This is a genomic window from Algoriphagus litoralis, from assembly GCF_003259255.1.
Classification (GTDB): domain Bacteria; phylum Bacteroidota; class Bacteroidia; order Cytophagales; family Cyclobacteriaceae; genus Algoriphagus; species Algoriphagus litoralis.
Genome location: NZ_QGOL01000023.1, coordinates 37,827 through 63,126 on the forward strand (window position 1 = coordinate 37,827; position 25,300 = coordinate 63,126).

Consider the following 25,300-nt stretch of genomic DNA (forward strand, 5'->3'; position numbering starts at 1 on the left):
TTGGGGTGATTGAGACAACTTTTACTTCAAGGCAGAATAAAACAGACTGGATAATTTTATTCGTAGAGTTCTGGTCTAAATCAAAGAATATTATTTGGAAAATCCAATTTCAGCTAATTTTTTTTTATTGAACTGACCCTTTATTGAATTTTTTTCCAAATGAATTTTATTTAAAACAGATTTTTATTTAGAAATGGGATTAGGGCAAGTATGATCGCTTGTCTGTAATATTTACTCCTATCCACTATACCATGGGTCAATAAGCCGACCGAACCACCTTGCTGTTTGGAATTTTCCTGATTGAAGACTTGGTCATCTGCCATGCCTAGCTCCATTCCCTCTTTTACCAGTTTGGCCACTGCATTAGGAATATAAAATGTACCGGTTTTGGATTGACTGGTTTTACCAGTATTGTCGATGATATAAATCCAGGCAAAGGCATACATTCCAGCTTCATCCTCATCGAGTCCGCCTTCGATTCCTACCCAATAATTCGCCTCAGGGAAGACTTCTTTGGAGTTTTGAGCTCTGTTTTTTGCGCCTTGCAATGTTTCCTGATCCCCCATGGGTTGGGCTGAGACTCCGGATGCTGCATTGATTCCCTCGACTAGGAAACTTTTATTAAATGCTCGGGTGAACGCATCTTCAGTACAGGAGATTTTCACGGGATTTTTACTCCCTACCAATACCAAAAGTTTATCTGAGGGTTGAAAATTTTGTCTTCTTTTAAAATTCATAAGATTAGCCGGGGATGAACCTAGGCCATGTTAGTAAATACTTGGTTGACATCGTCATCTTCTTCCAGACGGTCGATGAGTTTGTGGATGATTTCCTCCTGTTCTTCAGTTAATTCCGTCAAGGTAGTGGGGAAGCGCTGGAAATCAGCCGAAATAACTTCAATGCCTCTGTCTTCCAAGGCTTTTTGCATGGTTCCAAAGTCTTCAAACTCCGTGTAGGCGAAGATTTCACCTTCATTTTCTGCGATCTCAGTCAGTCCAGAGTCGATGAGTTCAAGCTCCAATTCTTCCAAATCATAGTTAGCCTTTTCAAACCGGAACACGGCTTTTCTGTCAAACATGAAGCTCACAGAGCCTGAAGTACCCAGTGCGCCGCCGGCTTTTGAAAAGTAGGAGCGAACATTGGCTACAGTGCGATTGGTATTGTCTGTGGAGGTCTCGACGATAAATGCGATTCCAAAAGGGCCATAACCTTCATAGACGATTTCTTCATAGTCTTTTTCGTCTTTGTTGGAGGCACGCTTGATCGCAGCTTCGATTCGATCTTTAGGCATTTGGGCGCCTTTGGCATTCTGGATGACTGTTCGAAGCTTTGCATTACTGTTTGGGTCAGGTCCTCCAGCTTTGACCGCCATCACTATCTCTTTTCCCAAGCGGGTGAAAACTTTGGACATTTTGTCCCAACGTTTAAACTTTCGTTCTTTTCGGAATTCGAATGCTCTTCCCATGGCTATGTTTTTTCAGGTGGGCAAAATTAACAATTCTTTTCACTTAGCCGAACCCCAAGTTTTTTTACTGTAAGGTGTATTTTTTCTAAAAACATGTGCTCTTAAAGTCAAGTCTGTCGTATAAATAGAAAATCAGACATGCTATGATTCCATCCAGCGATCAACCTATTCCCAATCTTCCAAAGCTGAATCTTCCAAAAGTAGTTATTGTCGGAGCAGGATTTGCAGGGCTCAAGCTCGCCAGAGAGCTGAGAAACAGTGCTTTTCAAGTAGTGCTTTTGGATAAAAATAACTACCACCAGTTTCAGCCTCTATTTTATCAAGTAGCGACGGCTGGATTGGAGCCTAGCGCGATTTCTTTTCCGCTTCGAAAAATTTTCCATAGCACACCTAATGTGAGTTTCAGAATGGCTGAGGCCGAAAGAGTGGATGCTGCGGCAAAGAGGCTTTACACGGATATTGGCTACATCGACTATGATTTTTTGGTTTTGGCCATGGGAGCTGATACCAATTATTTCGGAGCAAAAAATATTGAATATTACTCCTCTCCGATGAAAACAGTCTCTGAGGCGCTGTACATCCGCAACAAGATTATTTCCAATTATGAGCGGGCAATTACGATCTCTAAGATGGAGGATCGCAAGTCGCTGATGAATATGGTTATCGTGGGAGGTGGTCCAACTGGGGTGGAATTGGCCGGCGCGATGGCGGAGTTAAGAAATAATGTTTTTCCAAAAGATTATCCCGAACTCAGCTTCAAGAATATGAAAGTGGTTTTGATCGAAGCTGGAGCAAGTCTTCTTGCTTCGATGTCAGCCGAAGCTCAAAGTCACGCTTTGGATTACCTAAACAGGCTGGGGGTGGAGGTTTTACTCAGTACCAAAGTTCAAGATTATGACGGAAAGCTTGTATTGCTGGAAGGTAAGGAGCCAATTCAGACGCAGACTTTGCTTTGGGCCGCGGGGATTAAGCCCAACCGAATCGAAGGTTTTGACCAAAGTCACTATGCCGGAAATGGGCGCATGCTCGTCAATGAATTCAATCAGCTACTAGATGCCGAGGGGGTATTTGTTTTGGGAGATCAATGCTTGCTTCCGGGCGGGGAATTTCCCAAGGGCCATCCGCAAGTCGCCCAAGTAGCCATCCAACAAGCAAAGAATCTTTCCAAGAATCTCTTTAGGACTGTCTCGGGAAAGGATCTGGTGCCGTTTCGGTATAAGGATCTCGGTTCGATGGCCACTGTTGGAAGGAAATTGGCAGTAGTAGATTTGCCATTTATTAAGTTTCAAGGCCTGCTAGCTTGGATGACTTGGCTTTTTGTTCATTTAATGGCAATACTTGGCGTAAAGAATAAGCTATTCATTTTCCTGGATTGGAGTTGGAACTACCTAAGCTTTGATCCAAGTCTCAGGCTGCTGATTAAGCCCAAGTATGTAAGGGCCTCAGAACGAAAAGAGCTGATCGAGGAAAAAAGCTCCTGATTAAGATTCATTAACAATTTGATTCTGTAGAGGATTAAACCTGCCAGGAAATGAGCGGTCTAAATTCCGAAACAAAACCAAAATAGAATATGAAAACATGGATCATTGGGGCAGCATTGTTGGTAGGTACCACTTTGCAAGTAGCAGCGCAGCAGGGAAAAAGGGGTCAGGTAAATCCTGAAGAACGGGCTAAAAAAGTAACAGAAAAAATGGCGACCGAACTGGAGCTTTCTGAAGAGCAAAAATCACAGATACTGGAATTAAACCTTGATCAAGCTAAAATCAGACAAGCTGAGATAGACCATGAAATGGACCAACGAAAGCAACGATCAGCGCAGATGAAGGCTCACGAGGAAAAAATCAAAGCTATTCTCACAGACGAGCAACGCTCAAAGTGGGAAGAAATCAAAATGGAGAACCGGGAAAAAAGAAGGTCACAAGGACAGGTACATGGCAGGGATGAATTGCCCCGACAGGGTCGAGGAAACTAATCCAATCCAAATGAAGAAAGCCACCCAAAAGGTGGCTTTCTATATCGCAGGTGGGTCAACTAAACAGGGTACTATTGGTACGTCAGGGCAAACCCAAAGGGGATGGCCTTGACATTATCCCGCGATTTGCTCTTCTACCTGGAAGAAAGACTCGTCTTTCATCGGTAGGGAAGATGTACCCATCAGGTATTCATCCACTTTGACCGCAGCTTCTCTACCTTCAGATATGGCCCATACAACCAATGACTGGCCTCGGCGCATATCTCCGGCAAGGAATACTTTGGAATTTGTACTTTGATAATTTTTTGATTTCGGAAGACTGTTTTCCATAGTTTCTGCACCAAATGCCTGCAAAAGGCCATTTTGAGCAGGACCCAAATACCCAATCGCAATGAAAGCGAGATCACAAGGGACCGTACGCTCTGTGCCGGATATTTCCTCAAAGGTCATCCGACCCCCTTTTTCCTTCCATTCAATATCTACCAAGGTCAGTCCGGTGACTTCACCTGCTTCATTGCCTGTAAACTCTTTGGTAAGAATGGAGAAAATCCGCTCAGCACCTTCTTCGTGGGAGCTTGAAGTCTTCAATGTCATCGGCCACTCAGGCCAAGGGTTAAGAACAGTTCTTTGTTTTGGAGGTTTTGGCAATAGTTCAAGCTGAGTAATCGAGGCGGCACCATGTCGGTTGGAAGTGCCGATGCAGTCGCTACCCGTATCTCCACCACCGATGACAATGACATGTTTTCCTTTGGACGAAATTGGATTTTGATGAATTTCCCCAGCGATGACCTGATTTTGCTTGCCTAGGAATTCCATGGCAAAATGAACGCCTTTTAACTGATCTCCTTTGATGTTCAAAGACCTGGGCTGTGCAGCTCCTGTGGACAATACCACCGCATCGAAGTTCTTCAGAATCTCATCTGCTTGGATTGTTGTACCGATTTCGGTATTGGTGGACAGGATGACCCCCTCCTCTTCCATCAGTGCTACTCTACGGTCAATGACCCATTTTTCAAGTTTGAAATCCGGGATTCCATAGCGTAACAGCCCACCAACTTTTGCATCTTTCTCAAAAAGGGTGACTACATGACCTGCCTGATTCAGTTGATCCGCAGCAGCTAGTCCGGCTGGTCCTGAGCCTATTACGGCTACTTTCTTTCCGGTTCTTTTTTTCGGAGGGTTTGCTTTGATCAAACCTAATTCATAGGCCTTCTCGGCGATACTTTTCTCAATCAGCTCAATTGCAACCGGATCTTTGTTGATTCCAAGCACGCAGCTAGCTTCGCAAGGTGCAGGACAGATTCTGCCTGTAAACTCAGGAAAGTTATTTGTGCTTCGCAAAATACTGATTGCCTGCTCCCATTCCTGATTATAGACCGCATCATTAAACTCTGGAATGACATTTCCTAGTGGGCAACCATTGTGACAAAACGGTATCCCACAGTCCATACATCGCGCCGCTTGATGATTCAGTTTTTCTTCAGAAAATGGCTGATATATTTCTTGATAGTCGCCGGTTCTTTCTTTAGGATCCCGACTGACTGGTGTTTCTCTTTTGAATTGTATAAATCCTTCTTTCGCTCCCATCTTACACCAATGTTTTAGCTTGTTCTTGTGATCTCTTTTGCAATACGGCTTTATAATCTCTAGGAATCACTTTGATAAACTGCTCCTTCATCTGATCCCATCCATCCAAAAACCGCTGTCCAAGGCCACTATTCGTGAGTTTTACGTGGCGCTTTAGGTAGGCTTTGATAGTGGCAAAGTCTTCTTCCTCCAGGATATCGATGTCTACCATTTCGGTATTGATCTCTGTGATGTAATCCTTGAGAACATAGGCTATTCCGCCACTCATCCCTGCTGCGAAGTTTCGACCGATTTCACCGAGGTTGATGACCAGTCCTCCAGTCATGTATTCACAACCGTGATCTCCGATTCCCTCGATGACTGTTTTCACTCCTGAATTTCTCACACAGAAACGTTCTCCACCTTTGCCGTTGATATAGGCCTCCCCTGAAGTGGCACCATAGAATGCCACATTCCCGATGATGATATTTTCCTCTGGAACAAAACGTGCATTTCTGCTTGGATAGACGATTAGTTTTCCTCCTGAGAGTCCCTTACCGAAGTAATCATTCGCTTCTCCCTCCAGTTCGAAATTGACTCCTTTAGCTAAGAAGCCTCCAAAGGTCTGACCTGCAGATCCATGGAATTTGAAATGAACAGTATCTTCAGGTAATCCAACACCGCCGTAGATTTTAGAAATCTCATTAGAAAGCATCGCTCCGACCGAGCGATCGGTATTTTTGATCTGGAAATTGCCACTTGCAGGGATAGCTTGCTCTAGAGCTGGAGTTGCTGTTTTGATCAACTGCCGATCCAAGACTCTTTCGAGCTCAAACTCTTGATCGATTTGTTTGTGGATTCCTACATGATCGGGAACTTCCACTTTGTGGAAAATCGGCGATAAGTCCACTTTGTCCCATTTCCAGTGGTTCAAATGTCCCGTAGATTGGAGGACTTGGCTTTGACCGACCATTTCGTCGACAGTCCTGAATCCAAGGGATGCCATAATCTCTCGTAGGTCCTGCACTAAGAACTTGAAGTAATTCACCACGTGCTCAGGATCTCCTGTAAATAGTTTTCGAAGTTCAGGATCCTGCGTAGCAATGCCCACCGGACAAGTATTCAAGTGACACTTACGCATCATGATACAACCTTCAACCACCAAAGCTCCGGTAGCGATTCCCCATTCCTCGGCACCCAATAGTGTGGCGATTGCCAAATCCCTACCTGTTCTCAATTGTCCGTCAGTCTGTAAAACGACACGGCTTCTCAGGTTGTTTTTCACCAAAGTCTGATGTGCCTCAGACAGACCCAGTTCCCAAGGTAGGCCTGCATGTCGGATCGAGCTCAAGGGAGAAGCTCCTGTTCCCCCATCTGCACCAGAGATTAGAATCACATCAGCAGCGGCTTTGGCTACACCTGCAGCTACAGTACCGACTCCTGCTTGAGACACCAGTTTGACGTTGATTCGTGCGCTTCTGTTTGCGTTCTTCAAATCAAATATCAATTGCGCCAGATCCTCAATAGAGTAGATGTCGTGATGTGGAGGTGGAGAAATCAATCCCACCCCTGGGGTAGAATGCCGTACTCTTCCAATCCATTCGTCCACTTTGTGACCTGGAAGCTGTCCCCCTTCTCCGGGTTTCGCACCTTGCGCCATTTTAATCTGGAGCTCTGCAGCATTGGTCAGGTAATGACTGGTCACACCAAATCTACCTGAAGCCACCTGCTTGATTGCAGAGCGTTCCCAGTCACCATTTGGTTTTTTGTCGTAGCGCACTTCATCTTCACCCCCTTCTCCTGAATTGCTCTTTGCGCCAATTCGATTCATGGCGATGGCCAATGTGGTATGCGCTTCATGCGAAATCGAACCAAAAGACATAGCTCCAGTCGCAAAACGCTTCATGATATTTTCTGCAGGTTCTACCTCCTCGATGGGAACACTGATTCGTTTTTTGAATTCAAAAAGACCTCTTAAGGTCAGTGCATCTTTCGTCTGCTCGTTGATTTTGGCAGCAAATTTCTTGTAAAGTTCAAAATCACCAAGCCGTGTTGATTTCTGCAGCAGGTGGATGGTTTCAGGATTGAACATGTGTTTTTCACCACGCCTTTTCCACTGATAGACCCCACCTGTTTCCAATATTGGACTGGTGGTATCGTAGGCAGCATGATGTCTGGTAAGGACTTCCTCAGCCAAATCGTCAAAGGATACCCCGCTTATTCTGGAAATGGTGCCTTTGAAGCAACGGTCAATTACTTCTGGTCCTAATCCGATGGCTTCAAATATCTGAGCACCCTGATACGACTGGAGGGTAGAAATACCCATTTTGGAAAGAACTTTCAAAAGACCTTTTCCAACCGCGTCTTGATAGTTTGAAAACAGAGTGCTTTGGTCTTTTACTTTTTTCAGTTGACCTTTTTCAAACATATCCAGTAGGCTTTCCAAGGCCAAGTAAGGATTGATGGCAGATACACCATAACCAATCGCAAGGGCAAAATGGTGAACCTCCCGGATATCTGCTGATTCCAGTACAAGGCCTGCTCGGGTTCGGATTTTCTTGATCACCAGATGCTGGTGCACTGCCCCGATCGCCAAAAGAGATGGTATCGGTGCCATTTCCTCAGAGCTCATTCTATCAGAGATAATCAGCACATTCTTTCCTGCATATACAGCCTCTTCGGCCTCCTTGCACAGCCTGTCCAAAGACTCAAGTAATCTCCCAGGCTTATGATCCGCCACAAAGTGGCCGTATAATTTTTGGGTTCGGTAACCCAAATGTTCCATTCTGGTGATTTTCTCCAAGTCTTCATTTAGAAGCACTGGTTGAGAAATATGAATTTGCTTGGTATGCTGAGGACTTTCTTCCAAGATATTATGTCCTTCACCGATTCGGGTAAACAGGGACATCACCAAACGCTCTCTAATTGGGTCAATTGGCGGATTACTTACCTGTGCAAATAGCTGCTTGAAATAATTCGAGATATGCTGACTTTGCTTGGAAAGCACGGCGAGCGGTGTATCCGCACCCATCGATCCGATAGCCTCGTATCCCGTGTCTCCCATAGGCCCAAGTATTACCTTCTGCTCTTCTGAGGTGTATCCGAACACGGTTTGACACTTTTTGATATTCTCTGTAGAATAAGGATGGGAAAGCTCTTCAGGATCTGGGACAAATCTGAGTTTTGTTCGCTGTTCATTGACCCACTTTTCATAAGGCTGTCGACTACAGATTTCACCTTTGACCTCTTCGTCGAAGAGTACACGACCTTTTTCAAGGTCAGCCCAAAGCATTCTGCCCGGACTTATCCTGCCTTTTTCAGTGATCGTGGCCTCTCGAATAGGCAATGCTCCTGCTTCTGAGGAAAGTACCAGACGATTGTCTTTTGTAATGAAATAACGAAGTGGCCGAAGTCCATTTCGGTCTAACGTTGCGCCTACTGATTTGCCATCAGTAAAAAGCAAAGCTGCAGGACCATCCCAAGGCTCAACGAGGGAGGCGTGGAATTTATAGAAAGCTTTTCTATCCCGATCCATCACTTGGTTATCCTGCCAAGCCTCAGGTACAAGCATCATCATGGCGTGAGGCAAAGATCTACCGCTGAGCGTCAAGAGCTCAACCATAGCGTCAAGGTTGGCTGAATCTGAATTGAGCTTGTTGGTGATAGGCATGAGTTTGGCCAGTTCCTCATCACTGAAGAATTTGGATTTCATTAAGGCCTCCTTGGATTTCATCTTGTTGAGATTACCGCGAATGGTGTTTATTTCACCATTGTGAGAGAGAAACCGAAAAGGCTGCGCAAGTCTCCAGTTTGGGAAGGTGTTGGTCGAAAACCTGGAGTGTACGATAGCAAAGGCTGACTCGATCCGAGGGTTTTGAAGATCTCTGTAAAAAGCTAGAACCTGATCTGTGCGTAGCTGCCCCTTATAAATAAGCGTCAGGCTGCTTAAACTCGCAAAATAGAAGGAATGATTTACCCCTGGTATTTTAGTGTTGATTTCAGAGGTGGCAAAGTTTCGTAGGACATACAGTTTTCGCTCCAATTCGATTCCGGTCAGTCCATCTTTGTGGCTTACAAAAAGCTGCTCAATATTCGGCATCACTTCCAAAGCACCTGATCCAGGGATGGTTTCATCCACAGGTACTTCTCTATATCCGATGAGGTCGAAGCCCATCTCAGATATAAGTGAATTTAACATTTCTTTCGATCGGTGATAGAGCTGCTTATTCTTTGGGAAGAAAGTCATGCCCACACCATAGTAGCCCGGCTCAGGAAGATTGATTTCCGTACGTGCGGTGACGTCTTTCAGGAATTGATGAGGAACTTGAATAGAAATACCGGCTCCGTCTCCGGTTTTGGGATCAGACCCTCTACCGCCACGGTGCTCCATATTACTCAGCATATATAAGGCATCGCTGATGGTCTCATGAGTTGGGATGTTGCTCAAATCGACCACCGCACCAATACCGCAGGAGTCATGCTCAAACTCCGATCGATACAAACCTTCTTGCATTCTTATTTGATTTAATAGGTTCAAAATTTCCAAAAATTACAAAAAAAAATTCTTTTGTTAAAATTAAGGCAAAAAACGGGGGGTTATTGTGAAGTATTATTGATAAAAACAGACATTATTAAATTTTCAGCAAAATTAATTTGGGTGCTATTTAGGCTAAAAATGAAAATTATTTCATGCAATTATTCCCATTTATATATTTTTTGGAACCAGTTTTTTATAAAAACGTGTGAAAAACGCATAATCTGGTTTTTTTAAAAAAAAATGAAATTTTTTGAAGATTTTTATTTCAGGAAATGAAACCGGATAGCGGGCTTTAAATATGAAAATCAGAAAAACAAAATATAATTCTGAAAAATGATAAAAATACGAAATAAGCTGAAAATGAAAATTAGTCTGTAAAAGGAGCGGTACTGTCTTTTTCCCCTTTGTTAAAGTAGACTTTGACTTTTTTGATTTTCCGTGCGTCTACTGCCAAAACCGTAAACTCAAAATCTTCAAATTGAATTTTAGTGCCATTCTTCGGCAATTTGGAGTTTAACTCGAGGAGCAAGCCCCCAAGCGATTCGCTTTCCCCTTTTACTTCTTCAAAGAGCTGCGAGTCAATTTCCAGTTTTTTGCAGAAATCATTCAGGGAGACTTTTCCCTCAAAAACAAAGGTGTTCGTATCGATTTCCTGAAAGAATATATCGTTGGTGTCGTCAAATTCATCATTGATTTCCCCAATGATTTCCTCAATTAAATCCTCTAAAGTCACCAAGCCAGAGGTGCCTCCGTATTCGTCCACAACGATGGCCATATGCACCCGCATTTTTTGAAAGTCCTTTAATAAGGCATCTACCTTTTTGGTCTCTGGAACGAAGAAGCTGTTTCGAATTAAATCTTTCCAGGCAAAATCCTCATCCTTTTCAATGAAGGGTAGCAAATCCTTTATGTATAACACCCCAAGGATATTGTCGATGGTTTCTTCAAATACAGGGATTCTGGAATAGCCACTTTTATTGATTTTGTCCATCAACTCGTGAAAGTCCATTTCCACGTCTATAGCTGTGATGTCCATTCTACTGCGCATCACTTGCTTCACAGTAAGTGTTCCAAAATTCACGATGCCTTTGAGGATGTCTTTTTCCTCCTCTGGAGTGTCTTCAGTGGTCAGTTCGAGTGCTTGGTTGAGTTCGTCTACCGATAACGAATATCCTTTTTGTTCCACTCGCTTTTCGATGAGGTTGCTGAAAGACATCAGAAACCAAGAAAATGGCTTTAGAATAGAAGAGAAAAAACTAAGGATAGGAGCCAGAGAAAGAGCGAAAGATATTCTGGCTTGATTGGCGTATACTTTGGGGACGATTTCTCCAAAGAAAACGATGGCAAAAGTGATTCCAACTGTTTGAACCAAAATAACCACTATTCCGGTGGCATTCATTCCGAACAATGACCAAGTAACAAAGGTGGTCAGCGTGACAATCCCGATGTTTATAAGATTATTGAGGATAAGAATTGTGCTCAATAATTTTTTGGGATTTGCCAGTAGATTGGCTACTTGTCTACCTTTATTCGGTTCAGATTCCTGAAGTGAAACGATCTCCTCGTTAGTCAGTGAAAAAAAGGCAACTTCAGAACCTGAAGCTAACGCAGACCCAATCAATAGAAGTACTAATAATAATCCATTGAAAAAGAAATAACTAAATGATGGCTCGATAATCTGTGCGATCAGATAGTAACTCGGATAGGGGTCGTCCATGTAGGCGAGAGGATGTTCGTGACAAAATTAAGCAATTCCCCTGAAAATCAACTTCAGGGGAATAGACAATCAATTAAAATGGCAAATCATCGTCCGTATCATCCAATACCAGATCCGGTGCAGAATTGGTGTTGGCCATGGCTGGTTTCTGATTGGAGCTTGGAGTTGCGGCTGAAGGCTGGCTGGAACCCATACCTTCAGGTTTGCCTCCGAGCATGGTGAAGCTGAGAACTCTGATTTTGGTCCGATATCTATTTTGTCCCTGCTCATCCTGCCAAGTATCGGTTTTGATTTTCCCTTCTACGTAGATCTGAGATCCTTTTTTTAAGTATTGCTCAGCGATTTTGGCCTGACCGTCCCACATTTCAAGATCATGCCATTCAGTTTGATCCACTCGGTTGCCACTGCGGTCCTTATACGATTCTGTGGTTGCCAGCCTTAGTTTGGCTACAACTTTTTCTCCTTCCAGGTACTTTACTTCGGGATCAGCCCCTAGATTACCTACTAAAATCACTTTGTTTACTCCTGCCATAATTGTGTTTGTTTAGGTTGAAAAATTGAAAGACATGAAGTTACTCAAATCCCCTGATCGTTCAAAAAATTGACGATCAATTTGGGTTTAGCCAAATACTCGATTTCATTTTCTGCTACCAATAGATAGCCCTCATCTTCACACCATTGTGATAGTTCCGGGTACTTTTCGAGGGGGATATCGAGTTTGGAAAAACTTGCATTCAGTTTTTGATGCGACAAAAGGTGTCGGTATTTTTTTTGAAAAATCTGCGGCTCTTCGGAAGTAGGGAGGTTTAACTTCATTAGGTCTTCTTCAAGAGGGAAATCATGGAGTCCTTCCCAGATATCTCCGGATTTTCGCTTATTCCAGACATAGTCCTGACCGCATTGGATCACATAATAATGGAGATTTCTCTCCTTTACTTTTGTTTTGTTGATTTTGACGGGCAGTTCTTTGACCAGTCCTTTTTGAAAGGCAAAACAAGTAGCTTGAAGAGGGCAATTGCTGCAGTCTGGATTTTTTGGCACACACAGTCTAGCCCCAAAATCCATCATTGCCTGATTAAATTCACCAGGATTAGATGGTGGAATGAGCTGGTTTGCCAAGGATTCAAACTCTTTTTTGGCTTTGCCAGTAGCAATGTCCATGTGGATACCGAAGTATCTGGCCAAAACACGGAAGACATTTCCATCGACCACGGCCTTGGCCTCTCCGTATGCAAAACTTGCTATTGCGGCGGCAGTGTAGCTTCCTACTCCTTTTAGTTTGAGTAAGCTCTCGTAATTGTCCGGAAACCTTCCTCCAAGCTCATTCCATATGTATTTGGCGCAGCTGTGGAGATTTCTGGCACGACTGTAATATCCCAAACCCTGCCATAGCCGCAAGACTTCCGACTCTGGTGCCAAGGCTAGGTCTTTTACCGAAGGATAAGTTTCTGAAAAAGCATAATAATAAGGTAATCCCTGGGCCACACGAGTCTGCTGCAAAATGATTTCTGAAAGCCAAATTTTATAGGGATCAGAGACTCCTCTCCATGGAAGTTCTCTGGGATTTGATCGATACCAAGAAATTATTTGTGAGGAAAAAGCTTGATATTCAGTGGTTTTATGGTTCATTCTTATGAATTATTTCTGGTGCAAACCAAGGTAATTTTTTTGAATATGTTTTTTAATTGCGTTGGTTCTCGTACATTTGCAGTCCCAAAAACACTTGGTTAATAGGTTGTTAAGCTTATTTCGTAATTTCTAAATTAAAAACACTGTGACAAAAGCAGAAGTAATCACCAAGATTTCAGACAAAACAGGAATCCAAAAGGATGATGTGACACAAGCCGTTGAGGCATTCTTCAAGGTTGTGAAGGATTCCATGGCAGACGGAGAAAACATTTACGTGAGAGGTTTTGGCAGCTTTATCAATAAGAAAAGAGCTAAGAAAATCGCCCGAAATATCTCCAAAAATACAGCTATCGTTATTGACGAGCACTACATTCCGGCTTTCAAGCCTTCTAAAGTGTTTATCGAGAAGATCAAAAACAGCAAGAAGATCAAAGAATTGGCTCCTCAAGACTAAGTCTAGAGCTAAATTGAAATGAAAAAATCTCAGCTCATTCTCATCATTTTAGGAATCGTCACGGTTGCGGGATTGTATGCATTGCCAAAGGTCGTTGTAGACAATGAAGCAGGCACTACAACAGTCTCGGATCCTAATGCAGCAGAAACAACTGCTGCCGATGTGACTGAAATGCATGAGAATGAGCTTTCTTCTGACAATCGCTCCCAAGCTGATGAGTTGAAGTCAACCCTCAACTCAGGAGGTGAATCTTCCCAGCGAATCGAAGCCGCCAAAAATTTGGCTAAAATTTATCAAAAGGAAGGTTTGTTTGACAGCGCTGCCTATTATTTGGGAGAAGCTGTTGAACTCAATCCTACTGATTTGGGGTTGATTGAAGATGCAGGTAAAGCCTACTACGAAGCCTTTTCATTTGCTTTGGACAAAACCAAGGTGGAGAATTTGGCAGCGTCGACGAGGACTTACCTCAATCAGGTTTTGGAAAAAGATCCAAGCCGGTTGGATTTGAAAACCAAAGTGGCTATGACTTATGTATCTTCGGCCAATCCAATGCAGGGGATCTCGATGATGCGGGAAATTCTCGAAGCGGATCCACAAAACGAGGATGGGCTGTTCAACATGGGAATTCTGTCCATGCAATCCGGACAATACAAAAAAGCCGCCGAGCGATTTGAGGAATTGGTCAAATACCATCCAGACAATCTCCAAGGTCAATTTTACCTTGCGGTGAGTTATTTTGAGTCCAACGAAAAGAATAAAGCAAAAGCTCAGTTTGAGGAAGTAAAGAAGATAACACAGGATCCTATGATTCTGGAGAGTGTTCAGAGCTACCTTGACAGGCTATAAATTATCAGTATAAACCTTAAATTCTAAAAACTATGCCTTGCGGTAAGAAAAGAAAAAGACATAAGATCGCTACGCACAAGCGTAAGAAAAGACTAAGAAAAAACAGACATAAGAAGAAGTAATACACTTCTTCTTTTCCTGTTTTTAGCAAAACAACACGTTCATTTACATTATAAGACCAAATTTTGAGTACGGAATTGTTAATCGATTCTGCTCAAAACGGAAGTCGGATTGCCCTGCTGCATGATAAGCAACTGGTGGAGCTTCATTCCGAAGGAATGGACAATCAGTTCAAAGTAGGTGACATTTACCTAGGTACGGTACGTAAGATCGTCAACGGTCTCAATGCTGCGTTTATTGACGTAGGCTATGAGAAAGACGCCTTTCTTCACTATCAAGATCTGGGGCCAAATGTCAACTCGATGTTGAAGTTCACCAAAATGGTGCGCAACAACAACTACACTAATTATCTGCTGAAAGGATTTGAAAACGAACCTGAGATAGACAAAATCGGCAAAATCGAGAAAGTTCTATCCAAGACCAATCAAGTATTGGTTCAGATCGTCAAAGAACCCATTTCTACAAAAGGACCCCGACTATCCTGTGAGCTCTCTCTGCCCGGTCGTTTTTTGGTGCTGGTTCCCTTCTCAGATACAGTCAATGTATCTAAGAAAATCCGCAGCAATGACGAGCGCAAAAGACTTCTCAGACTCATCAATTCAATCAAACCTGCCAACTTCGGAGTAATCATCCGAACAGTGGCTGAAGGACAGTCCGTGACGGAACTTGATAAAGACCTTCGCAATCTTCTCGATACCTGGGAAGAGGGAATGAAAAAATTGTTGAAAGCTAAGAGCCGGGACAAAATCATCGGAGAGATGAGCATGGCTTCCTCCTTAATCAGAGACCTGCTCAACGAATCATTCGACGCAATCACCGTAGAAGAAGAATCAACCTACGATCAGATCAGATCCTACATCAGGACAATCGTGCCTGAAAAAGAAAAAATTGTCAAGCTTTACAACGGTAAAGTTAAGCTCTTTGAAAATTTTGGAATCGAAAAGCAAATCAAAAGCCTTTTTGGACAGACGGTGAGCCTACCTCAGGGAGGCTATGTCATCATTGAACACACCGAGGCCTTGCACGTCATCGACGTCAACAGTGGCAATAAGTCCAATCAGGAAAGCGACCAGGAGTCAACTGCGTTGAAAACCAACATGGTCGCCGCCAAGGAAATTGCCAGACAACTCCGCCTCCGGGATATGGGAGGTATCATCGTCGTAGACTTCATCGATATGAAAAAGGCCGAAAATAAAAAGGCTATCTACGAAGTGATGATGCAAGAGATGAAACTGGACAGGTCCAAGCATACTGTGTTGCCGCTGAGCAAATTTGGGCTCATGCAGATCACCCGACAGCGGGTAAGACCGGAAGTCAATATTGTGACTAAGGAAACTTGCCCGGCTTGCAACGGTACTGGTAAAATTCAGGCTTCGATCCTGATCGCCGACAAGTTGGAGCACGACCTAGCGCACATTGCCACTATCCAAAATGTGGCCAACATTCAAATTGGGCTGCATCCCTATCTGCACGCATACTTCACCCAAGGCCTGATTAGCCAGCGGATGAGGTGGTTTTTCAAGTATTACAAATGGATAAAACTGATCAGAGATTCTTCCCTACCCGTGACGGAATACAGATTTCTAGATGAATCTGGTGAGGAAATCGAACTACAACAAGTAAAAAGCGAGACTGAATAAGTCTCGTTTTTTTTATGGGTTGATTTTGGAAAAGTCCAGTACAGCAAAAGAAACCAAATCATCTGTAGTTTTTGTATGAAGTTGGACCACATAACCCTCAGGCGTATTGAACCCGTATGACCCCATTTCATTTGGGTCGAAAAGCAATTCCGCTTCTTTGGTAAGATCGTAGTTTAAGACTAATAACTTGTACTTCTTCTGTTGCGGATTTTCAATCGTAGGTCCTTTGATTCTTACGGTCCTCAATACTTTTTTAGAATGAGTATCAATGTCGAGTCCCTCATATTTACTGCTTTCGTGATTGGGATTGAAAACGGTGTATTCTCCCTGCTGCGAAGTGGTACCTTTTAAAAATTTCAGTTTTTCAATCGATCCGGCATAATGCCAAGTCTGCTTTCCGTCCCTTATTTGTAGCAAAGAATCTGAAATAGAGAAAGATACCAAGTGTTCATCTCTTTGACTATTAAATATATGGCTAAATAGCCCCAACTGATCGTCATCTGTATACTGAAGTACTTCCTTTGGATACCGAAAACGGAAATGATCGAATTCTTCTTTTTTAGTGTCGAAAACGATGCCCCACTTATCATAATCAGTAAATCCTTCTTTAAAGACGTATGGCACATCGGTGAAAAAAAGCTTGTCCCCTGATTTTTGAATTTTATTGAATAAAAAAGTGGAGTAATTGTGATACAATCTTTCATTGGACACCTCCGGGAACTTCCATCGCTGGATTACCTCTCCTTGGAGATTTGCCTCTATCAATTCCTTTTGTTGTGAAAGGAAAAAGATAGAACTCCCCTCAATAAAATTTCCTGTAAGAAACCCTCCAATCCCATCTGGACCTTCTATTTCAAACTTTACAGCGTTTAGAATTTTACCCTCTGGATAACTATAAGTCAAGAGCCGATGCTGATTGAATGTCATCAATACCTCACCCGAATCGGTTTGAAAGTGGTAAAAATCACTTCCCAAATACTTGGTTAGCGTATCTTTTTCAAGAAAAAGTGTATCTACAATGAGTTCGTAAAGATCGAATTGCTGAATTACAACTGATTTTTTGTTTTGATTGCACGCTGCTGTGAGAAAGGCTAGAGCGAGATAGAGTAGTCGTTTCATCCTAAAGAGTTTTTCTGAGTAAGAGGAAAATCGTTTGATTAAACTAAAACTCTAAATAAAAAGTCCCCATCCATCGTCGTATCTGTCCGCAGAATCAAAACCTCTGACCCATTCTACAAACAATACCTTGAATTCTGCGATGGCTTCGCGAAGGAGGTTTAGATGCTCCTCGGCATGGGTTTCTTCTAATGCTAGTTGATAGGTCATGGAATTGAGATGCCGGGCATGCACTTTCATAATGGTAGCATTCTCCATTTTGAGAATGAAGTCGTTGACCCCTTCCGCACCGGCAAATTTGACACTTATTAAGGTGGCATCTTCCATCATCATTCCCCCATAGAGCTCCTTGCGGGCTTCATCTAGACTGCCAACTAGAGCGTGCGTAAGCGAAACAATCTCGCTCGCTTTTTTCATCAAGGGATGAGAGTAAATCTGATCCCGATGTGCTTTTGGGTCAAATTCACTCTCATCGTCTTCTTCATTTTCTTCAAAATCGTCCCACATCTAAAAGTTAGTTTAAAAAGAATTCTACTACTATTTATTAGAAAGGAAGCTTGTCTTCTTCACTTTCAGAGTAAAAGGTGTCTACTTCAGGCATCGATGCAGGTGCTCCTCCTCCTGAGGTCCGGTCTACCTTGTAGGCCTTCACTTCAGTGTACCAGCGTCCATTGTATTCTCTGCTTTCCACATCGATCCCAAGAGTCACCTGTTCTCCGATTTTCAAACCAAACTGGTCAATCTTATCCCCCCAGAGTGAAACACAGACTTTTTTAGGATACTGACCGCCGGTCTCCAGGATATATTCTTGCTTTCTCCAGGCATTTCCACTTTTTGAATTACCACCTACTTCGGGTAATTGACTGATTATTTTTCCGCTTAAATCCATACTAATATTATCATGATAGGATTACGAAGGTAAGAAATGCCTACGAAAAAGGCATCTAATAAGCGTGGATGTTTATTTAAGGAAGGCCAACAATAAAATCTACCGAGAACTATTGGAGCGCTTTGTAATGGGCTGTTTCATGTTGAAATGAGGTTATAAAATTTTCTGTTTTAACATTTTTTGGCACCATCATTGGCCATAGGGTATTCCCGGAATTGGTTTTTAAAATAGAATAGTTTGAGAAATATTCATTTGCAAAACTTCCTATTGATTTTGATCCATTACTTGACATGTATCCAAAAATCCACTTAGATTGAGTGCTTAAAATACAATCGCTGGCAAATTTTCGATTTTTATTTCTTTCACACTTTAAATGATACTATGGCTTAGACTTCTACGTTGTTTATAAACCAACTTAAAATGAATAAGCGAATAGGTCCACAGGACAGCGAATTGATCGCTCAGTATCGAAACGGTAGCGAGGCGGCTTTTGATCTTTTAGTAGATCGATACCAAAGTAAAGTTTTTACCACAATTTATCTGATCGTCAAGGATCAGTCCGTAGCAGAGGATTTGCTCCAGGATGTATTTGTAAAAGTAGTCCAGACTATTCATTCAGATCGGTATAGTGAGGAGGGGAAATTTCAGCCTTGGTTAATGAGAATAGCGCATAACCTAGCCATTGATTACTTCCGGAAAGCCAAACGCTATCCCACTATTCTGATGGAAGATGGGTCCAATCTGTTTAATTCGCTGATGTTTGCAGAGGCATCCATCGAGGATCATCGGATGAAGGAAGAGACCTTTGAAATGGTCAAAAAACTGATCGAAGAGCTCCCTGAAGCCCAAAAAGAGGTTTTGGTTATGCGGCATTATCTGGATATGAGTTTTCAGGAAATCGCCGATCAGACTGGAGTGAGTATTAATACCGCTTTGGGGAGAATGCGATACGCGCTGATCCACCTTAGGAAGAAAATGAAACAATTAAACTTTGCCTATGATAAAATCATTTACCCCAAATGACCTGGTACGGTACATCTACCAGGAAATGCCCGAGGTAGAACAAGAACTCTTAATGCAAGCCTTGCATAGCGATCAAGCACTGATGCAAGAATACGTAGAGATGCTGAGCACGATAGAGCAATTGAACCAGATCCGTCTGCAACCATCGGAGAAAGTAGTAAACGCCATCAAATCAATGGCTCATTCTACGGGACTACAAAAAGTCTAAAGCATTGGTAACCCCGGCAATCGTCGGGGTTTTTCTTTTAAAACTCTCCAATAAACTCCTTGGCTTCTTTCAAAAGCATCGCATTGGTCTGTGGGGTAAAACCATGACCCTGACCGGGAACGATGGTCAATTGATGGCGGACGTTTACACCTTTCAGCTTTTCCTGAAGAAGTAAACTCTGACTAATCGGGACTACCGCATCCTGATCTCCATGAAAAAAGATAGTCGGTACATCACTGGCATCAATATGGGTGACAGGACTGGCGTTGGCGTAATTTTCGGCGGCAGAAACAGGAGTTCCACCAAGAAGTGCAGTAAGGCCTAGTGTGGTGATGTTATTAAATGAATACAGCTCGGTCAAATCTGTCGGAGGAAAGAAAACCACCGCAGCCTTGAGATCCGAGTTGTTATTTTTATAGGCATGAAGAAGGGCAAGATGCCCGCCTGCACTTGCCCCTGAGATGATGAAATCATCCGAAATGGTCCAATTTGAAAGTTGACTTTCTATGTAGTTGAATGCAGCGATGATATCCTGCTCTTGCTCTAATATGCCATTGCTTCCAGTAGTAAAATCGAAAAGTCTATAATTGAGGGAAATGAATGCATAATCCGGAAATTCACTTTCTAGTACGGACTTGACTTGGAGAAATTCGCTTTTATCTCCATCTATCCATCCACCGCCATGTATATATATAAGGAGCGGAGTTTGGGATGTAGTCCTTCCTGCTGGCAGATATACATCCATTGTTTGCTTTGGATCTGATCCATAGGATTCATCCAGCAAGTCTCTCGCTGCTAAGAAGTCAGGATTCGGATCTGGATCTGAGGAGCAAGCGCTAAAAAACAGTATGGCCGCTACACTGAATATGGAAAGGAGTTTAAAAACACTGTTTTTCATTATTTAAAACCATTTGATTAAGGACTGAATGATATTTTTTGCCTTCATCCCATAGGGTGGCCGCAAAAGCGTAACATTATTAACACCAACCCGCTGTTTCAAAACTCCTTTTTCATTACTGAAAGCTAAAAAGCCAGCGTGCCCGTGTGCTTTTCCAATACCACTGTTATTTACTCCACCAAAGGGTAAATTGTTGTGAAGAAAATGGAGTACACAGTCGTTGATGACTACATTCCCTGAGCTGGTCTCCTGGATTACCTTTTTGGAATTCATGTTTTCGCCAAAATAATAAAGTGCCAGGGGTTTTGGTTTCGAATTAATTAGGTTTATCGCATCTTCCAAAGAGGAAAAGGTCAAAATCGGGAGAATAGGCCCAAAAATCTCCTCATTAAACACATCCATATTATCCTTGATTCCGGAAAGTAGGGTGGGCTCCAGGTAGCAATTGGATTCATCAATTTTACCTCCAAAGTCAAGTGTTGCTCCTTTGGAAACAGCATCAGCCAGGTAGCTTCTTAGTCGATTGAAGTGTTTTGGGCCAATGATTCTGGCATAATCCTGGGATTTCTCTATTCCTTTGAATTCGGGATCATAGTATTTTTGGATGAAAACCTTCAATTCCATCAGCAATCGTTCTTTTTTTGATTCATGGACCAGAATATAATCCGGAGCAATGCAGGTTTGTCCACAGTTGACAAACTTTCCCCAGATCAATTTGCCTGCCGCGTCATTGAGATCTGCGGATTCATCAATGATAGCTGGTGACTTTCCGCCCAGTTCAAGAGTGACTGAAGTAAGATGCTCAGCAGCAGCTTTCATAACTATTTTTCCCACTGCCGGGCTTCCGGTAAAGAAAATATGATCAAATGGCAGTTTTAAAAGTTCCTGAGAAACGTCCGCCTCACCCAAAAAAACAGCCACCTCTTCGGGTTGAAATAGGTCATTTACCATTTTCTGGATCAAGTCCGAGGTAGCAGGTGAGAGTTCCGATGGTTTTATAATCGCAGGGCAACCCGCAGCCAATGCAGAAACCAGTGGTCCTACGGTAAGGTTGAATGGGAAATTCCAAGGGGAAATGATCAGGGCCACACCTTTGGGTTCATAATAGACCTTTGCACTCGTTCCAATCATGGCTAGAGGGGTAGAAATCCCCTGAGGTTTCATCCAGCTTTTTAGGTTATTCAGGGTATGGTTGATTTCGGAAGTAACGGGGAATATTTCGCTAAGATCTACCTCTGGTACAGGCTTTTTGAAATCTTCCCAAAGTGACTTACGGATAAAATCTTGATTTTTTTCAATCCAAGTACGGATTTTGATCAATCGGGCAGATCGTTCTTCAAGGGTCGAGCATCTCCAGAGTAAGGCTGTCTTCTGCTGTTTTTCGAATAGTTTGGTAAAAGACAGGCTATTGGTATGTGTTAGGATTGGATCTATCATCTGCGAGTTCAATTGTGTTTACAATGGAATGTCTGCAAGTACGAATTTTTGTATTGGAATACATAAGGCTTCTAATTGAGATAGATCAAGAAATTGAACGGAGAATAGACCTTCTTTTTGATCGCTAACTGTCACAGAATATTTTTCTAATACTCAACTAAGAAGTTTAGTGAAACAACAATGAATGAGTTCAGCTAAAGGGTAAATATTGTTTAATAATAATCCAAAAAAACTCAACAAAAAGGCGTTTAACAGACAAGAAAAATAATTTCAAATAAAAAAAAATGCATTACGTATAAAGTTTTTTTGAAATTGTCTTGGATATGAAAAACATAAAAGTGTATTTTTATGACATAATTGTGATTGCAAGATCTCTGACCTCCTTAAAAAGGCTAAGATTTCCCAGAATTAAAAAATTTGAAATACGAATAAAATTTGGTTTTAGGCGGTTAGGCAAAATAAATAGTCAAGCCTGAATGGATTTATTCCAATAGAAGATTAAAAATACCAGTTATCGCGAAACGTTTACGGACTCGAAAATTTTAAAATAATACGATATGGACCATTTATCCAATTGTCAAATCAGCCCCCAATTCACTACAGTTGGTGTTTTAAAAAGGGCAAAAGGCCAGCTGGGATTTTTTGCCTTACTGCTATTTTGGCTCGGTTTATTTTTGACGATACCAAATTTTGGTTTTTCTCAATCCCAAGGATCTGGTGATGAGCTACCGACCATTAACTTAAAAGAAGCTGGCAGAGCATTAAAGTCTAACCAAGTTAACGCTCGAATGGGGGGGGGTTCCCCATTATCTGCCCGAACTCTTGAGTTTGAGAGTTTTTGTAGTTCCCAAGCAGATCTTCAGTTCAGCAATGGGGTAAGAATTCCTGGATCTGCTGCCAATCTTACAGTTGGAGCTAGCTATAGATTTCCTAATGTGGTTATTGGTGGGATTCCAACAAGTAGTGGCGTTGGTGTAATTCAAGTAGATGCTATAGTTACGATTGAGCAATTGGTAAATGGTACCTTGGCTGATATCGATGGTAATTCAGGAGCGTCTCAAGGTTATAATGAAGCTCTACAACCAATTTTTACAACGAGAGGCGGAAGTAATAATGCCGGGTTGGGTTATGCTACCTTCAATATTGAGTTTGTTGTTTCTGGAACCACAACACCGATTACAATTCCAAGTTTTGCGGGGTATTTAATCGATATTGATGGTGATCCACAACAGCGTGAGTTTCAGTCAATTTCATCGAACCTTAATGTTTCTTTTGGTGCTGGTGCTGCTTCAAGAATTGCTGAAATTACTTCTAACAACCCAGCTCCTTTCAATATTCGATATCAAAATTCTGATGGGCAAAATAGAACTGCAGGAGGCAATAATCTTCCGAGAGATCTTTATGCCAATATGATGCAGGTTGAATTTGTAGGCATAAGTTCTTTCAAGTGGAGAATCGGTGTTGAAAATTTAGTTTCTGCTGGCTCGGAATCTAGATATTTCTCATTGTATGTTTCTTGTTTGCCAGATTTTACAGTTGACAATTTGGATTTTAGTGATGCTCCTGCAACTTATGGAGCTCCATCTCATGTGAGAGGAAATTCTCTTCCACGTTTTGGCGCTACAGTCGACACTGAGGCTGGTCCTTTTCCTGCTACTTTTGGAAATCAAGCAAATGGGGATGATAATAATCAATCTCCAGACGATGAAGATGGAGTTACTTTCCCTTCAACATTTGCCGCTGGTAGTAATGCTACTGTTACCCTAACCACTACATCATCAGGTGATGCAAAAGTGAATGGTTGGATCGATTGGAATGGCGACGGTGACTTTTTGGATGAAGGTGAAAAGGTAGTAGTTAACAGGAATGTTAATGGTACTGGCGTATCTACAAACATTAGTATTCCTGTGCCATGCGATGCGAAAGCTGGATTTACTTACATGCGGTTTAGAATAAACACTGCTGGTGGTTTGGAATCAAATGGTTCATCTTTGAATGGTGAAGTTGAAGATTACCGAATTCAGATAACCAGTAATTTTACACCAATTACTTTTTCAGATCAGCCAGATCCTGCTATCTATTGTGTAGGTCAAACTCCAGTTGCACCACTTTCTGTTACTGCGGCTGGGTCTGGTACACTGACTTATCAGTGGTACGTGAATACCCAAAACAACACGACTACCGGCACCCTTATCAATGGAGCTACTTCTTCTTCTTATACACCCCCTGTCACAGAGGCAGTATTAGGCGATAGATATTATTATGTAATTGTTACAGGCAACTGTAAGCCTGCTACTTCGAATACTGCGAAGATTACAGTGAATGCTGTGCCTGCGGCGCCAAGCCTGACGGAAGTTCAGCCTACCTGCTCGGTTCCGACGGGTTCAATCAGCTTCACTGCTGCGGCAAATGTTCAGTATTCCTTGACCTCAGATTTTGCTAATCTTTTAACTCCATCGAACGGAGTAATTACAATTTCAGAATTGGCGGCTAATTCAAGCGGGACAGTATTTGCAAGAACAACAGGCACCAATTGTTCCTCCTCTGCACCGTATTCAATAGGGAGTACCTTAGATGCCCCTGCTACTCCTGAAGGATTATCCTTTGTTGTAGTTAGAAACACTGGAAACTATAATTTCAAAGCAAATAAGTCCAATCAAGGAAACTCTTTAAGATGGTACAATTCATTAGGTGATCAAAATCCATTGCCAGGTACACCAGAAATAACAAGTGCTAATCTTGGCGAATTCACTAAATACGTAAGTGAAGTAAATGAAAACGGATGCGAGAGTCCGAGAGTGGCTGCTGCAATTATTGTTCAAGAGGATTTTCCTCCTTGTGAGCCAGTTGACTTTAACTGCTCTACAAATAATCTAAACTTTCCAGCGGTTTATTTGAGTGATGCGAACGGAAATAGAATTACTGGTACTTGCGAGGATGGAGTTCAGCAGGATGTTTTTATTACTGTGCAGATTCAGCAAAACTCTAATGCAGCAAGATACAATACTAGGTTGTTTGCCAAGCTGTATATAGGAGAAGACCCAACCCCAATTCAGGTGAATTCCTTTTTAGGATTAATTGATGTTGGTGATGGAAATGTTGTTACCCGTGTTATTCAACAAGTTGATGGATGGACATGTGGTGATGAACTTAGACTTGAAAATATCCTTGTGGTATGGCTTACAAATGCCAACTCAACCCCTCAGGTTTGTAATGATTATAATCCTGCACAAAGCGAATGTTTACCTGAGATTTTTGTTTCAGCTCCACTTTCCGCAGATATTGAATACACTTCTTGTTTTGGAGACACTGGTTCTACATTCTCTTTTAATGCAGATGTTAATGGGGGCGTTCCATCTTATACTTATAAGTGGGATTTTGATAATAATGGTGTTTTTGATTTGGAGGGTAATAACGCTAATCCAGTTCATACCTACGCAGATCAAAGCGCAACCCAAATTAGGTTAGTTGTAGTTGATTCTCAGAATCCAGCTGTTTCAGTTACCCGGATTGAGAACATCTTATACCCTACTCCATTTGATGTAAGTATTGAGCTTGTACAGCCAACCTGCGATGTAGCAAAAGGTAAGATTACAGTAGGAGTAGTTAATGGAGCTACATACTCTATTGTGCCAAATGTATTCCAGGCATCTAATGTATTTAATGAAGTTGATCCAGGAGTTTATACGGTAACCGTAAAAACTGCTGATGGTTGTTTGAGAACTACTACAGCATCTATAAATGCTCAGCCTCAGACCCCGGAAGCTCCAATGTTGACGGTTC

At 42.2% G+C, this 25,300-nt stretch carries 20 protein-coding genes; 8 read left to right on the forward strand and 12 right to left on the reverse strand.

The window, feature by feature from the left end; translation table 11 throughout:
* Window positions 1–170 precede the first annotated feature (170 nt).
* Together yjjX and DK188_RS20120 are read right to left on the reverse strand one after the other, a co-directional pair.
* The gene (yjjX, locus tag DK188_RS20115; RefSeq protein ID WP_111672650.1) at window positions 171–737 is read right to left on the reverse strand and encodes an inosine/xanthosine triphosphatase; all 567 of its coding nucleotides are present in this window, start codon (window positions 735–737) and stop codon (window positions 171–173) included.
* Between the two features lie 20 nt (window positions 738–757).
* A complete protein-coding gene (locus tag DK188_RS20120) occupies window positions 758–1,465 on the reverse strand; it encodes a YebC/PmpR family DNA-binding transcriptional regulator (protein ID WP_111672651.1) in 708 nt (235 codons plus the stop codon).
* 143 nt (window positions 1,466–1,608) lie between these two features.
* Between DK188_RS20120 and DK188_RS20125 the strand changes: the two genes are divergently transcribed.
* Both DK188_RS20125 and DK188_RS20130 read left to right on the forward strand, forming a co-directional pair.
* A complete protein-coding gene (locus tag DK188_RS20125; RefSeq protein ID WP_111672652.1) occupies window positions 1,609–2,946 on the forward strand; it encodes an NAD(P)/FAD-dependent oxidoreductase in 1,338 nt (445 codons plus the stop codon).
* 89 nt (window positions 2,947–3,035) lie between these two features.
* Window positions 3,036–3,437, forward strand: a complete 402-nt coding sequence (locus tag DK188_RS20130) for a DUF4890 domain-containing protein (RefSeq protein ID WP_111672653.1) — start codon at window positions 3,036–3,038, stop codon at window positions 3,435–3,437.
* Window positions 3,438–3,551: 114 nt separating this feature from the next.
* On the opposite strand, the gene DK188_RS20135 is transcribed toward DK188_RS20130, so the two are convergent.
* From DK188_RS20135 to mutY, 5 genes are all read right to left on the reverse strand, one after another.
* On the reverse strand, window positions 3,552–5,024 hold the full coding sequence (locus DK188_RS20135; protein ID WP_111672654.1) for a glutamate synthase subunit beta: 1,473 nt from the start codon (window positions 5,022–5,024) through the stop codon (window positions 3,552–3,554).
* A gap of 1 nt (window position 5,025) precedes the next feature.
* Window positions 5,026–9,516, reverse strand: a complete 4,491-nt coding sequence (gene gltB, locus DK188_RS20140; protein ID WP_111672655.1) for a glutamate synthase large subunit — start codon at window positions 9,514–9,516, stop codon at window positions 5,026–5,028.
* Between the two features lie 391 nt (window positions 9,517–9,907).
* The gene (gldE, locus tag DK188_RS20145; RefSeq protein ID WP_111672656.1) at window positions 9,908–11,257 is read right to left on the reverse strand and encodes a gliding motility-associated protein GldE; all 1,350 of its coding nucleotides are present in this window, start codon (window positions 11,255–11,257) and stop codon (window positions 9,908–9,910) included.
* Window positions 11,258–11,330: 73 nt separating this feature from the next.
* Complete coding sequence (locus DK188_RS20150; RefSeq protein ID WP_111672657.1) at window positions 11,331–11,789, reverse strand: single-stranded DNA-binding protein; 459 nt, start codon at window positions 11,787–11,789, stop codon at window positions 11,331–11,333.
* A 44-nt stretch (window positions 11,790–11,833) separates the two neighbouring features.
* Window positions 11,834–12,886 (reverse strand): A/G-specific adenine glycosylase, encoded by a 1,053-nt coding sequence (gene mutY, locus DK188_RS20155; protein WP_111672658.1) that lies wholly within the window; start codon window positions 12,884–12,886, stop codon window positions 11,834–11,836.
* A gap of 145 nt (window positions 12,887–13,031) precedes the next feature.
* On the opposite strand from mutY, the gene DK188_RS20160 reads away from it, so the two are divergent.
* The 3 genes from DK188_RS20160 to DK188_RS20170 all read left to right on the forward strand — a co-directional run bounded on the left by DK188_RS20160 (window position 13,032) and on the right by DK188_RS20170 (window position 15,946).
* Entirely contained in the window at window positions 13,032–13,340 is a 309-nt protein-coding gene (locus DK188_RS20160) for an HU family DNA-binding protein (RefSeq protein WP_111672659.1), read from the forward strand.
* 18 nt (window positions 13,341–13,358) lie between these two features.
* Entirely contained in the window at window positions 13,359–14,186 is an 828-nt protein-coding gene (locus DK188_RS20165) for a tetratricopeptide repeat protein (RefSeq protein WP_111672660.1), read from the forward strand.
* Window positions 14,187–14,371: 185 nt separating this feature from the next.
* Window positions 14,372–15,946, forward strand: a complete 1,575-nt coding sequence (locus DK188_RS20170; RefSeq protein WP_111672661.1) for an Rne/Rng family ribonuclease — start codon at window positions 14,372–14,374, stop codon at window positions 15,944–15,946.
* A 12-nt stretch (window positions 15,947–15,958) separates the two neighbouring features.
* Here the strand turns inward: DK188_RS20170 and DK188_RS20175 are convergent, their stop codons facing one another.
* Genes DK188_RS20175 through DK188_RS20185 form a run of 3 tightly spaced genes read right to left on the reverse strand, consistent with a single transcriptional unit; the run spans window position 15,959 to window position 17,951 of the window.
* On the reverse strand, window positions 15,959–17,065 hold the full coding sequence (locus tag DK188_RS20175) for a DUF4221 family protein (protein ID WP_111672662.1): 1,107 nt from the start codon (window positions 17,063–17,065) through the stop codon (window positions 15,959–15,961).
* A 51-nt stretch (window positions 17,066–17,116) separates the two neighbouring features.
* Window positions 17,117–17,569 (reverse strand): hypothetical protein, encoded by a 453-nt coding sequence (locus DK188_RS20180; protein ID WP_111672663.1) that lies wholly within the window; start codon window positions 17,567–17,569, stop codon window positions 17,117–17,119.
* Between the two features lie 37 nt (window positions 17,570–17,606).
* Window positions 17,607–17,951: a DUF3127 domain-containing protein gene (locus DK188_RS20185; RefSeq protein ID WP_111672664.1), complete on the reverse strand. Its 345-nt coding sequence runs from the start codon at window positions 17,949–17,951 to the stop codon at window positions 17,607–17,609.
* Window positions 17,952–18,371: 420 nt separating this feature from the next.
* Here DK188_RS20185 and DK188_RS20195 point away from each other — a divergent pair, with 420 nt between their 5' ends.
* A complete protein-coding gene (locus DK188_RS20195; RefSeq protein ID WP_111672666.1) occupies window positions 18,372–18,974 on the forward strand; it encodes an RNA polymerase sigma factor in 603 nt (200 codons plus the stop codon).
* Complete coding sequence (locus DK188_RS20200) at window positions 18,949–19,182, forward strand: hypothetical protein (protein WP_111672667.1); 234 nt, start codon at window positions 18,949–18,951, stop codon at window positions 19,180–19,182. The genes DK188_RS20195 and DK188_RS20200 overlap by 26 nt, the downstream gene beginning before the upstream one ends.
* 37 nt (window positions 19,183–19,219) lie before the next feature.
* Here DK188_RS20200 and DK188_RS20205 read toward each other — a convergent pair whose 3' ends face one another.
* Entirely contained in the window at window positions 19,220–20,080 is an 861-nt protein-coding gene (locus DK188_RS20205) for a prolyl oligopeptidase family serine peptidase (protein WP_111672668.1), read from the reverse strand.
* A gap of 3 nt (window positions 20,081–20,083) precedes the next feature.
* Window positions 20,084–21,517, reverse strand: a complete 1,434-nt coding sequence (locus tag DK188_RS20210; protein ID WP_111672669.1) for an aldehyde dehydrogenase family protein — start codon at window positions 21,515–21,517, stop codon at window positions 20,084–20,086.
* Between the two features lie 557 nt (window positions 21,518–22,074).
* On the opposite strand from DK188_RS20210, the gene DK188_RS20215 reads away from it, so the two are divergent.
* On the forward strand, window positions 22,075–25,300 hold a 3,226-nt coding region (locus tag DK188_RS20215; RefSeq protein WP_198673059.1), incomplete at its 3' end, for a PKD domain-containing protein.